We start from the raw sequence: 13,091 nt of genomic DNA, 5'->3' as shown, positions 1-13,091 counted from the left end.
TCACAAACGCTTATTTTTCGTGCCTTTAGGAAAAATCTGGCAATGCTTTTTCGCACCTCGAACAAACCTGGCCTGCATATTGCAAATTCATCTACACAAGCCAGCAGGCTGAGACGCCCAACCTGGGTATTCGGGGATTGACGGAGGCAACATGAATTTAAGACGACTCAAGTACTTTGTAAAAATCGTCGATATCGGCAGCCTGACTCAGGCAGCAGAAGTGCTGCACATCGCGCAGCCTGCGCTTAGCCAGCAAGTCGCTACGCTGGAAAATGAACTCGATCAGCAATTGCTGATCCGCACCAAGCGCGGCGTGACGCCAACGGAAGCCGGTAAAATTCTGTATGCCCATGCGCGGACTATTTTGCGCCAGTGTGAACAAGCCCAAACCGCAGTGATCAATGCCGGACAAGCATTAAATGGCCAGGTATCGATTGGTTTAGCGCCAGGCACCGCCGCCTCGTCGCTGACCATGCCGCTGCTGCAAACCGTACGTGAACAATTCCCGGATGTGTTGGTGTATCTGCACGAAAACAGCGGCACCTCGCTGAACGAAAAAGTGATGAACGGCCAACTGGATATGGCGGTGCTGTATGACCGCGCGCCAACCGCCGGCATCAACAGCATTCCGTTAATGAAAGAAGAGTTGTATCTGGTCGGTGCGACCGCGTGTCCGGGTGCTTCGGTGGATCTGGCGGAAGTGGCGCAGATGAATCTGTTCCTGCCACGTGATTACAGCGCGGTGCGCAAACGTGTGGATGAAGCCTTCTCGCTGCGTCGCTTAAGTGCACGCATCATCGGTGAAATTGAGTCGATCTCCACGTTGACTGCGGCAGTTGCCAGCGGCATGGGCGTCACCGTGTTGCCAGAATCTGCGGCACGTGCGTTGGTCAGTTCAACTCATGCGTGGATGGCGCGGATTAACAGTCCATCGCTGAATCTGCCGCTGTCGCTGAACATCTCGGCGCGTCTACCGCTGTCGCCATCGGCGCAGGCGGTGAAGAATATTCTGCTGTCGCTACTCAATAAGCCAATGGTGGAAGATCGCGAATTGATGTTGGTGGGGTAAGTCGGTACGCGCTTTCCCTCACCTTAACCCTCTCCCATAAATGGGAGAGGGGACCGATCCCGTCTGTTCTTAGCTAAATTGTTTACCTAACCTTCCATCCGCTCAAACTCCCGCCTTATTACTATTCCGCATAACACACCGTTTTTTATTATTTGTTGCGATGACACCAAGTTCATAACATGGATGAAACAGGGCAGGAATCAGGAGAAAAGGGTGTGAATTTCCAACAACTTAAAATTATACGTGAAGCGGCCCGTTGCGAGTTCAACCTCACCGAAGTGGCAAATACGCTGTTCACCTCGCAATCAGGTGTCAGTCGTCATATTCGCGATTTAGAAGATGAACTGGGCGTGGAAATTTTTATTCGTCGTGGCAAGCGACTGTTAGGCATGACCGAACCGGGCAAGGCGTTGTTGACCATTGCTGAACGCATCCTTGATGAAGCGGGCAAAGTGCGCCGTTTAGCGGATGTGTTTACCAATGAAACCAGCGGCGTGCTGACCATCGCCACCACGCATACCCAGGCGCGTTACAGCTTGCCGCGCGTGATCAAAGCGTTCCGCCAGCTCTATCCCAACGTGCGTCTGGAACTGAACCAAGGCTCGCCGCAGGAGATCGTCGCCATGTTGCTGGCCGGTGAAGCCGATATCGGCATCGCCTCGGAGCAATTGGTCAATAACAGCAGTCTCGCGGCGTTCCCGTGGTTTAGCTGGCATCACTCGTTACTGGTGCCGCACGATCATGAACTGTTGCAGCAGCAACCGGTAACGCTTGCCAGCCTCAGCCGCCATCCATTGATCACTTATCGCCAGGGCATCACAGGCCGCTCAAAGGTTGATCGCGCATTTCAGGCGGCGGGATTGCGACCGGATATCGTGCTCAGTGCGCAGGATTCAGATGTGGTGAAAACCTACGTTGAGCTCGGTTTAGGCGTTGGGATTCTGGCCGATCAAGCCTGCGATATCTATGAAGGCGAAGATTTGGTAAAGATCGATACCCATCATCTGTTCGATGCCAACACCGTGTGGCTCGGTTTGAAACGCGGACAATTGCAGCGCAATTATGTCTGGCAGTTCCTCGAATTATGTAACGCCAATCTGTCGCTGGAGGAGATCAAGCGTCAGGCGCTCTCGTATGAAACCGAGAACGAACCGGCCATCGATTTCCAGATCTAATGTACGCGGTCACCCTAAATGGCGACCCTACAAAACCACACCGAACCCGTAGGGTCGCCATTTATGGTGACCTTCTTCCCCACAGCATAAAATTTCTTTTCCCGCCGCAAAACAGCCACCGAAGCCGCTTCCCCGCGCCAGAAAAACATCCTGCGCTGTCGTCGCACGTTACAGTGAAAAGACAGTGAAACAGGGGATAGCCATGTCGCGGATTCAACTTAAAGATACGGATTTACTGCGTCAGCAGGCGCTCTTTGCCGGGCGCTGGCAGGATGCGCAGCAGGGCGCCACGCTGGAGGTGATCGATCCCGCCACACAACAGCCGATTGCCACCATCCCGGCACTGGGTGCGGCGGAAACCGAGCTGGCGATAGATTATGCTGAATCGGTGCGCGTTAGATGGGGCAAAACGCCCAACGCCACGCGCGCGGCGCTGCTGGAGAAGTGGCACCAGTTGATACTGGATAATGCTGACGATCTGGCGATTATCATGACCGCTGAACAAGGCAAGCCGCTGGCGGAAGCCAAAGGCGAAGTGCTGTACGGTGCCAGTTTTGTGAAGTGGTTTGCCGAAGAGGCGCGCCGTATTTATGGCGATACCATTCCTGCACCCAGCGAAGATCGCCGCATTCTGGTGCTGAAACAGCCGGTCGGCGTGGCGGCGGCCATCACGCCGTGGAATTTCCCGATTGCGATGATCACTCGCAAAGTCGCACCTGCGCTGGCGGCGGGTTGTCCGATCATTGTCAAACCTTCAGAACTGACGCCGTTGTCGGCATTAGCCTTAGCGGTGCTCGCCGAACGCGCGGGTTTCCCCAGCGGCGTATTGCAGGTGCTGACTGGCTTGCCGACCGAGATCGGCAGCACCTTAACCGCCAGCCGCACGGTGCGCAAAATCTCCTTTACCGGTTCGACCCGCGTTGGTCAGTTGCTGATGCAGCAAAGTGCCGACAGCATTAAACGCTTGAGTCTGGAACTCGGCGGCAATGCACCGTTGATCGTGTTCGATGACGCCGATCTCGATGTCACCCTTGCGGGCGTGATGGCGAGCAAGTTCCGCAACGCCGGACAAACCTGCGTGTGTGCCAACCGCATTCTGGTGCAGCGTGGCATCTATCAGCAGTTCAGTGAGCGTTTGCTGGCGGCGGTGGCAGCGTTGAAAGTCGGCGACGGCTTTGCGCCCGATAGCACCATCGGCCCGCTAATTAACCAAAGTGCGGTGGAGAAGGTTAACAGCCATATCGACGATGCATTGAGCCAGGGCGCAACCTTATTGCGCGGTGGTATCAGCGCGCCGAATGGCACTTTTGTCGAACCCACGGTGTTAGGCAATGTCACCAGCAGCATGCGTATTGCGTATGAAGAAACCTTTGGCCCGGTAGCACCGCTGTTTGTGTTTGACGATGAAGAGCAAGCGATCCGCATGGCGAACGACACGCCATATGGACTCGGTGCCTATTTCTTTACCGAAAATATTCGCCGTGCGTGGCGCGTCGCAGAAGCATTAGAATTTGGCATGGTCGGATTTAATACCGGCGCAATATCATTAGACGCGGCACCCTTTGGTGGAATTAAATTATCGGGTTTAGGCCGTGAAGGATCGCGTTACGGTATTGAAGAATATTTAGAACAGAAAACGTTTCATATTGGCAGTCTTTAAATAACGACCACCCTATTTGTAGGGTCGCCATTAATGGTGACCAATAAACAGCGCCGCTACCGCATGGTTCGCGGCGCTGTTTATTTTGTGCGCCTCATCATACTTTTCCCGCTCATCCCCGTTTTAGTGCAAGTTTCATGCGCACTGCACCGCTGCGATGCACATAATTTGTGAGCTAAATCATCTGTTTATTCCTTCGGCAATTCCGCAAAATTTCGCTCACCAATACGGCAGAAAATTTTTTTGCGCTGTTTTTTACGCATTTTTATTTTTTAGCGGGCTGGCATACTTTCTGCATTAGCTTATTAGCGAGACAGAAATGCGCATTGCAAAATGTTAATTAGCGCGTCTGTGATGGGTGTAACAAATAAGGAATTTTCCATGTTAAGTTTCGACCCTGAAAAAGTTTTATTGCCGGCGGGACATTATATCGACGGCCAACATGTTAAAACCGCTGGCGCGCGTTTTGCGGTGAAACGTCCTTCCGATGGCCAAATTTATGCCGAGCTAACCGAAGCGACCATCGAGGATGTGGATCGCGCGGTTACCAGCGCCCATCAGGCATTAATCACCAGCGGCTGGCGCAGTTGCGCGCCACGTGCCAGAGGCAAAATTCTGCGTCGCTGGGCCGATCTTATTGAGAGTGATGCGCTGCTGGCGCAACTGGAATCCCTTGGCTCCACGCGTCCGATCAGCGATGTCATCCAGCATGAAATTCCCTTTACCGCCGAAGCCATTCGTTTCTACGCCGAGTGCGCCGACAAATACAGTGGCGACCTGTTCCCAACCCAGGAAAGCAGCCTCGGCATGCTGATTGCCGAGCCGTATGGCGTGATCGGTGCCATCACGCCGTGGAATTTTCCGCTGTCGATGGCGTCATGGAAATGCGGCCCGGCGCTGGCCGCCGGTAACGCGGTGGTGCTGAAACCGTCAGAACTGACGCCGTTCTCCACCGTGCGCATGGCGGAACTGGCGGTACAAGCCGGATTACCGGCGGGCGTGCTGAATATCGTGCAGGGCAGCGGCGCGGTCACCGGCCACGCGTTAGTCACCCATCCGCTGGTGCGCAAGGTTTCCTTCACCGGCTCCACCGTCACTGGCTCGCGCATTATGAGCGATGTGGCGCAGCACGGCATGAAACCGGTCACGCTGGAGCTGGGCGGCAAAAGCCCGCAGCTGGTGTTCGACGATGCCGGTGATATCGATGCGCTGGCGCAACGCATTCTGCGCGGCTTCACCGCCAACGGCGGCCAGGCGTGCGTCGCCGGAACGCGCTTAATCGTGCAACGCGCTATTGCCCAGCCGCTGCTGGATCGCCTGGTGGCGCTATGCCAGCAGCCGCGTCCGGGCGCCACCTGGCTGGAGAGCAGCCGCTATGCGCCGCTGATCGACGAACGTCAGGGTAACAAAGTGGCGTCGGTGATTGCCGAGGCCAAAGCGCAGGGCGCAGAGGTGTTAGTCGGCGGCGAACGATTTGCCGATACCGCCGAAGGCTGGTTCTGGCAGCCCACCTTGCTGTGCGGCGTAGCCAACAACAATCCGGCGGTGCAGCAGGAGATCTTTGGCCCGGTGCTCACCGTGCAGCAATTTGACGACGAAGAAGAAGGGCTGGCGTTGGCGGCGCATGAAACCTACGGCCTGTGCGCGGGCGTGCACACGCTGAGTTTGCCACGCGCGATGCGGGCGATCCGCGCGCTGGAATCCGGCACCGTGTGGGTGAATCGCTACGGTCGTTCCGGCGATTTCATCATTCCCACCGGCGGCTTCCTCGGTTCCGGTATCGGCAAGGATCTGGGACGTCAGGCATTCCAGGCTTGTCAGCGCCAGAAAAGCGTCTTAATCGATTTTTAATTCACGTATCAAACCACCACGAGGTCGCGTCATGGCACTGTTTAAACCGAAATTCATCACCTTTGATTGTTACGGCACCCTGATCAACTTTGACATGGCGGGTGCTGCCACGCGCTGCTTTAGCGACCGCGTAGCCGCGCAAGATATGCTGGCCTTCACCACCGATTTCGCCCATTACCGCCGCGATGAAGTGCTTGGCGCGTGGAAACCGTATTACGACGTGGTCAGCGATGCGATTGAGCGCACCTGCAAAAAGTGGGGCGTGCAGTGGAGCAAAGCCGATAGCGACTTTATCTATACCGATTGCGCCACTTGGGGACCACATCCCGATGTGCCTGCGGGCTTAGCCAAGGTCGCCAAAGAGTTTCCGCTGGTGCTGCTCACCAACTCGATGAATGACCTGATCCCACATCACGTACCGCGTCTCGGCGCACCGATTCATATGACCATCACCGCCGAGGAAGTCGGCGCGTACAAGCCGCAAATGAAAGGCTTCGAATACATGCTGGACAAGCTGAACTGCGGCCCGGAAGAGATTCTGCACGTCTCCTCCAGCCTGCGTTACGACCTGATGACCTGCTACGACATGGGCATCAAGAACAAGGTTTGGGTCAATCGCGGCCACGATCCGGCCAATCCGGCCTACGAATACACCGAAATCAAAGACATCGGCGGCCTGCCCGCTGTGGTTGGACTTTAAGCCCGGAGGCGGCGATGAAACTCGAATCATTCTGGCAAGCCACCGCGCCCGCCTTCGGCGGAGCTGCCACCGGCGAACTGCCGAGCGTGGCGGACGTGGTGGTGATTGGCGGTGGCTTTACCGGCGTCTCGACGGCGCTCAACCTGGCGCGTAGCGGCATCAATGTGGTGCTGCTCGAGAGCGGCGAGGTGATGAGCCAGGCATCAGCCCGCAACGGCGGACACTGCAACACTGGTGTGGCGCAGAACTTTGCCTCGTTGGTAGAGAGCCAGGGAATCGAGCAGGCCAGCCGCTTCTATCGGGCGTATGACGATGCGGTGAGCTACGTCGAGCAGTTGGTACGCGAGGAGAAGATCGATTGCGATTTCCGCCTGTGCGGCAAGCTCAAGCTCGCCAGCAAAGCCTCGCATTTCCCCGGTTTACGCAGCGCGTGGCAACTGATGCGCGACACCGTTGATCCGGAAATCGAACTGATCGGCAAAGATGAGATTCGCCGCGAAGTCGGCAGCGACAGCTTCCACGGCGGCCTGCTGCAAAAACGTGGCGGGCAGATGCACATGGGCAAATTTGGTGTTGGCCTGGCGGAAGCGGCGGCACGCAGCGGGGCGAAGATCTTCCCGCATCATGCGGTTACTGGCTTAACCCGTCTCGACGGTTATCGTCACCGCGTCACCACCGCCAAAGGCGAGATCATTGCCGACAAAGTGATGATGGCGACTGGCGTGTCGAACGAAGGGCCATTCCCGTGGTTCCAGCGCCGTATCGTGCCGGTTGGCAGCTTTATCGTGGTCACCGCGCCGCTGGGTGATGAATTGATTGAGCAGATCTTGCCGCGCGACCGTACCTACGTGACCTCGCTGAATATCGGCAACTATTTCCGCACCACCGCCGATCGTCGATTGGTGTTTGGTGGCCGCGCACGTTTTGCCGTCAGCAATCCCACTTCGGACACCCGCAGCGGCGACGTGCTGCGTGCGGCGATGACCGCGCTATTCCCGCCGTTGGGCAAAGCGCGCATCGATTATTGCTGGGGCGGCATGGTGGATATGACAGCCGACCGCCTGCCACATGCCGGTGAGCAAGATGGCGTGTTTTATTCGATGGGTTACAGCGGGCACGGCACGCAGATGTCGGTGTGGATGGGCCGTGTGATGGCCGATCTGCTGGCCGAGAAACGCAACGAAAATCCCTGGCAGCGCGACGCATGGCCTGCGCTGCCCGGTTATCACGGGAAACCGTGGTTTTTGCCCCTCGCGGGGTTGTATTACAAAGCCAAGGATCGGTTGTCGTGATTTCAGGGGTGTCGTAACGGTTCGCGCGTCCATCGGGAAGGTCACCATAAATGGCGACCCTACGCTAATGGCTTGTAGGGTCGCCATTTAGGGTGACCAGGCAAAACGCGCAGAACCAAACAAACAACAATTCATATTGAGGGTGTGCAGATGAGTAAATTCGATAAAGAGTCTGACGCTGTAAATCCGGCCTTAACGCGTATGTTGACCGAAGGATCGATGTCGCGGCGTGGCCTGATGAAGTTGTTGTCTGCCGGTGCGGTGATGAGCAGCGGCATTATCGGTTTCCCGCAAATGAGTTTCGCCGCCACCACGCCGGTGAAAGGCGGCAAATTGCGCGCCGCAATGTCCAACGCCTCAGCCACCGATACGCTGGATCCGGCCAAAGGCAATAACAGCGGCGATTATACCCGCCAGTTTATGGTTTATAGCGGTTTGACTGAGCTGGATAAAAGCCTCGCGGTGCAACCGGCGCTGGCGGAATCGATTGATTCCAGCGATGGCATCACCTGGCAGATCAAACTGCGCAAAGGCGTCACTTTCCACGACGGGAAACCGCTGACCGCCAAAGACGTGATTTACTCGCTGAGCCGCCACAAAGATCCGGCGGTCGCCTCTAACGCCTTCAAACTGGCGGATCAATTCAAAACCTTCACCGCCGTCAACGACAACGAAGTGACGCTGGAACTCAGCCAGGCCAACTTTGACGTGCCGTTTATGCTGGCGAGCGCGCCGTTCCTTATCGTGCAGGATGGCACCAAAGATTTCAGCAAAGGCATCGGCACCGGGCCGTTCAAGCTGAAAGAGTTCACGCCGGGCGTGCGTTCGGTGGGCGTGAAAAACCCGAATTACTACAAAACGGGTTTGCCGCATCTCGACGAAGTGGAACTGCTGGGCGTCACCGATCAAGCGGCACGCGTCAATGCACTGATGTCTGGCGATCTGCACATCGTCTCCACTTTGAGCGCGGCTGACTGCAATCGCATCAAAGCCACCTCGGATTTCGCGGTGCTGGAGAGTAAATCCGGCATGTACACCAACCTGATCATTCGCACCGATGTGAAACCGGGCAGCAACGAAGATTTCGTGCTGGCGATGAAGTATCTGCAACCGCGCGACATTCTGGTGAAAACCGTACTGCAAGGTTACGGCGACGTCAGTAACGACACGCCAGTACCGCCGTGGCATCCGCTGTATAACGCCGATCTCAAACCGCGTCCGCTGGATGCCGAGAAAGCCAAGTTCCACATCGAGAAAGCGGGCATGAAAGGCGCCACGGTGGAGATCATCACCACGCCGAACATCGAAGGTTCGGTGGAAGGCGGTCAGTTAATTCAGCAGGTTTCACGCAGCACCGGACTCAACATCAAAGTGCGCCGCGTGCCGTACGACGGTTATTGGTCAACGCATTGGACCAAAGATCCGGTGGGTTACGGCTCGATTAACCCGCGCCCGACGCTGGATATGTTGTTCTCGCAGTTCTATCTCTCGACAGCATCTAACAATGAATCCGGCTGGAAGAACGATCAGTTCGATCAGTTGGTGGTGGCGGCACGCGGCGAACGCGAGCAGAGCAAACGCAAGCAGATGTACGGCGACATGCAGAAGCTGATTTACGATCACTGCGGCACCATCATCCCGACCTTTATCAGCTCCACCGACGGTTACAGCAAGAAAGTCGGCGGCGTTGAGGCATGGCCAAGCGGCATGATGATGGGCTATCGCTTCCATGAGTTTGCCTGGTTGAATGCCTAACGCTGCGGGTGTTGTAGGGTCGCCATTTATGGTGACCGATTCGCCTGTGCCCGATGATTCTGTACCAGGAGATCGCCGATGAACCGATACATGTTGTTTCTGATTGCCCGCCGCGCTGGTGCTGGCATCCTGACCTTACTTATCGTCTCGGCGGTGGTGTTCTTTATCACCAGCCTGCTGCCCGGCGACGCGGCGCAGATGATTCTGGGACAAAACGCCACGCCGGAAACGGTGGCGGCGTTACGTCAACAATTGGGATTGGATCAGCCGCTGCTGGTGCGTTACTTCACCTGGCTCACCGGCATGCTACAGGGTGATTTCGGCACCTCATTTGCCAGCCATCTGCCGGTGCTGCAACTGGTGGAACAACGCATTCCCGCCACGCTGCAACTGGCGGGCATCACCACGGTGATTTGTGTGCCGCTGGCGTTGATTATCGGCATTGTGGCGGCGATGAATCGGGGATCGGCGCTGGATCGCTTCCTGGTGATCAGCACCATGGCAACGGTGGCGGTACCGGAATTTTTAGTCGCTACCGTGGCGGTACTGATCTTCGCGGTGCAACTGCATTGGGTGTCGGCGATGTCGTTCGGCAGCCCCAACATGGATGTGATCAGCTACCTGAAAGCCTACGCGCTGCCGGTGATGACCTTATGCTGCGTACTGGTGGCGCAAATGGCGCGCATGACGCGTTCCGCCATCATCAATCAGCTCGACAGCCCGTATCTGGAAATGGCGCTGCTGAAAGGCGTGTCGCCGCTGCGCGCGGTGTTACGTCACGCGCTGCCGAATGCGGTCGGGCCGATTGCCAATGCCATCTCACTCAGCCTGTCGTATTTGTTCGGCGGGGTGATCATCATCGAATCGATCTTTAGTTATCCCGGTTTAGCCAGCGCCCTGGTCGATGCGGTCAGCAACCGCGATCTGCCAGTGGTGCAATTGTGCGTGATGCTGTTCGCCGCCTGTTATCTGGTGCTGCTGCTGGTGGCCGACATTCTGACTATCGCCTTTAACCCGAAATGGAGAAGCTGATGAATAGCTTACTGCTTCCTGTGCGCTTATTTCAGGCGCTGTCGCTCTCGGGCCGAATTGGGCTGCTGATTTCGCTGTTTTGGCTGTGCATGGCGCTGTTTGGCACGCAGTTAGCGCCGCACAGCGTGGAGGATATCGGCGGCGGGCCGATGCTCGGTGGCATGACCGGCGCCAACCTGCTCGGCACCGATTATCTTGGGCGCGACATCCTCAGCCGCATTCTGTATGGCGCGAAGTTCTCGATTGGTCTGGCGCTCACCGCCGCGCTGTGTGCCAGCATCATTGGCACCTTGCTGGCGCTGCTGGCGGCGGTTGCTGGACGCTGGCTGGAAGAGTTACTCGGCCGCATCAACGATGCCTTATTAGTGCTGCCGGGCAAAGTGTTGTCGCTGATGATTGTTGCGGTGTTCGGATCATCGCTGCCGATGCTGATTCTCACCGCCATCTTCACTTACTGGCCTGGTGCGTTTCGCATCGCGTTTGCCATGGCGAGTAGCCTGCGCAATATGGATTACGTTCGTGCTTCCCGGCTGCGCGGTGAAAGCCGCTGGTACGTGGCGATTCACGACATCCTGCCGAATATGGTGCATCCGATGCTGACCGATTTCGGCCTGCGCTTTGTCTACATCGTGTTGTTGCTCAGCGGTTTGAGCTTCCTCGGCCTCGGCGTGCAGCCGCCTTACGCCGATTGGGGCACGTTAGTGCGCGAGAATATCCAGGGCTTGTTCAACGGTTCACCTGCGGTGCTGATGCCTGCGGTGGCGATCGCCAGCTTAACGATCGGCGCGAACCTGTTTATCGACAGCTTGCAGCAGATGCGTCCGCTGACGTTGGCGAAGGAGGGAGCATGAACGTGACGCCACATACCGCCATGCCGGTGATCTCGGTTGAGAACCTGCGTGTTACTGCGCAGACCGATAAAGGCGAAGAGATCGATCTGGTTTCCGATATCCGTTTCACGGTGCAAAAGGGCGAAGTGCTGGCGCTGATTGGTGAATCGGGCTCCGGCAAAACCACCATTGCGATGGCGCTGATGGGCTACGCGCGCCACGGCTGCCGTATCGCCGACGGCAATATTCACATGGCGGGCACCGATGTGCGCAGCCTGACGCCAAGCCAACTGCGCGAGTTTCGTGGCAATAAAGTGGCCTACATCGCGCAGAGTGCGGCGGCCTCATTCAATCCCGGCATGCGCATTCTTGATCAGGTGATTGAGCCGGTGGTGATTCACGGCACCATGAAGCGCAAAGAGGCCAAACAGAAGGCGATTGCGCTGTTCCGCGAGCTGGCGCTGCCGAATCCAGAAACCATCGGCGATCGTTTTCCGCATCAGGTTTCCGGTGGACAGTTGCAACGCTTGATGACCGCGATGGCGCTGATTGGCGATCCGAATGTGGTGATCCTCGACGAACCAACCACCGCGCTGGATGTGACTACCCAAGTGGAAGTGCTCAAAGCGTTTCGTCGCGTGGTGGCGCAGCGTGGCGTGACGGCGATTTACGTCAGCCACGATTTGGCGGTGGTGGCGCAAATGGCTGACCGCATTCTGGTGCTGCTGCGCGGACAAATGGCCGAATATGGCACCACCGAGCGCCTGATTGGCGCGCCGCAGGCCGAATACACCCAACTGCTAATGGATGCGGCGCGGCAGAAAGAGCGCCCAAGCAGTTGGACCTGTGCCGATGCAGAGATGCAGCCGCTGATGGAAGTGCGCGATCTCAGCGCCGGTTATGGCCCGCGTGACAGCAAGGGTCAGCAGAAGATCCGTATCCTCGAAGACATCAACCTTAAGTTATGGAAAGGCCAGGCGATTGGCATCATCGGCGAATCGGGTTCCGGTAAAACCACGCTGGCGCACGCCATTGCTGGACTGAATGCGCCGAGCCACGGCCATATTTTGTTTAACGGCCACTACATCAATGGCGACATGCATAAGCGCCCGGACAATGAACTGCGCCGCATTCAATATGTGTTCCAGATGGCCGACACTGCGCTGAACCCGGCACACAGCGTCGAGCAGATTCTGTCGCGCCCGCTGGTGCTGTTCCACGGACTGAAAGGCCCGGCGCTCAAGGCGCGATTGTATCAACTGCTGGACCTGGTGAAACTGCCGCGCACCGTGCTGTGGCGGCGTCCGTGGGCGCTGTCTGGCGGGCAGAAACAGCGCGTCAATTTGGCGCGTGCGCTGGCGGCGGACCCGGATCTGATTCTGTGTGATGAAGTGACTTCGGCGCTGGATACCGTAGTGGCGGCGGCAGTGCTGGATCTGATCAGCGAACTGCGCCGCGAGTTAGGCTTGTCAGTGCTGTTTATCAGCCACGACATGCATGCGGTGCGCGCGGTGTGCGACGATATTGTGGTGATGCAATCCGGCAAGATTGTCACCCAGATTGCGCGTGCCGACTATGATAAGCCGACCAGCGAGCTCTATTTCGAACGCCTGAAACGTGCGGTGCCGGAGTTGCGCCAAGGCTGGCTGGATGAGCACGAGGATGTGTTGAAGGCGGAGTAGGGTGTGAGGTCACCATAAATGGCGACCCTACGAAAACCCGCCCCT

At 57.1% G+C, this 13,091-nt stretch carries 10 protein-coding genes; all 10 read left to right on the top strand.

Annotated features, from left to right (window positions below):
- The first annotated feature begins 151 nt into the window (after positions 1 to 151).
- The 10 genes from nac (at position 152) to ACPUC7_RS02380 (ending at position 13,046) form a co-directional block, all read left to right on the top strand.
- Positions 152 to 1,069, top strand: a complete 918-nt coding sequence (nac, locus tag ACPUC7_RS02425; protein ID WP_494921616.1) for a nitrogen assimilation transcriptional regulator NAC — start codon at positions 152 to 154, stop codon at positions 1,067 to 1,069.
- Positions 1,070 to 1,284: 215 nt separating this feature from the next.
- A complete protein-coding gene (cbl, locus tag ACPUC7_RS02420) occupies positions 1,285 to 2,244 on the top strand; it encodes an HTH-type transcriptional regulator Cbl (RefSeq protein ID WP_343551287.1) in 960 nt (319 codons plus the stop codon).
- Positions 2,245 to 2,446: 202 nt separating this feature from the next.
- A complete protein-coding gene (locus ACPUC7_RS02415; RefSeq protein WP_494921615.1) occupies positions 2,447 to 3,904 on the top strand; it encodes an NAD-dependent succinate-semialdehyde dehydrogenase in 1,458 nt (485 codons plus the stop codon).
- Between the two features lie 381 nt (positions 3,905 to 4,285).
- The gene (locus ACPUC7_RS02410; protein ID WP_343551290.1) at positions 4,286 to 5,755 is read left to right on the top strand and encodes an aldehyde dehydrogenase family protein; all 1,470 of its coding nucleotides are present in this window, start codon (positions 4,286 to 4,288) and stop codon (positions 5,753 to 5,755) included.
- A gap of 31 nt (positions 5,756 to 5,786) precedes the next feature.
- The gene (locus ACPUC7_RS02405; protein ID WP_494921614.1) at positions 5,787 to 6,455 is read left to right on the top strand and encodes a haloacid dehalogenase type II; all 669 of its coding nucleotides are present in this window, start codon (positions 5,787 to 5,789) and stop codon (positions 6,453 to 6,455) included.
- A gap of 14 nt (positions 6,456 to 6,469) precedes the next feature.
- The gene (locus tag ACPUC7_RS02400; protein WP_494921613.1) at positions 6,470 to 7,747 is read left to right on the top strand and encodes an NAD(P)/FAD-dependent oxidoreductase; all 1,278 of its coding nucleotides are present in this window, start codon (positions 6,470 to 6,472) and stop codon (positions 7,745 to 7,747) included.
- 150 nt (positions 7,748 to 7,897) lie between these two features.
- On the top strand, positions 7,898 to 9,502 hold the full coding sequence (locus ACPUC7_RS02395; RefSeq protein WP_343551294.1) for an ABC transporter substrate-binding protein: 1,605 nt from the start codon (positions 7,898 to 7,900) through the stop codon (positions 9,500 to 9,502).
- Between the two features lie 78 nt (positions 9,503 to 9,580).
- Entirely contained in the window at positions 9,581 to 10,534 is a 954-nt protein-coding gene (locus tag ACPUC7_RS02390) for an ABC transporter permease (protein ID WP_343551295.1), read from the top strand.
- On the top strand, positions 10,534 to 11,385 hold the full coding sequence (locus ACPUC7_RS02385; RefSeq protein WP_494921612.1) for an ABC transporter permease: 852 nt from the start codon (positions 10,534 to 10,536) through the stop codon (positions 11,383 to 11,385). Before ACPUC7_RS02390 ends, ACPUC7_RS02385 begins: the two co-directional genes overlap by 1 nt.
- Positions 11,382 to 13,046, top strand: a complete 1,665-nt coding sequence (locus ACPUC7_RS02380; RefSeq protein WP_494921611.1) for an ABC transporter ATP-binding protein — start codon at positions 11,382 to 11,384, stop codon at positions 13,044 to 13,046. The genes ACPUC7_RS02385 and ACPUC7_RS02380 overlap by 4 nt, the downstream gene beginning before the upstream one ends.
- Positions 13,047 to 13,091: the final 45 nt, after the last annotated feature.

This window comes from Pantoea sp. CFCC18179, assembly GCF_059412405.1.
Note: the sequence above shows the minus strand (reverse complement) of the source record. Positions and strands in the feature narration are given on the sequence as shown.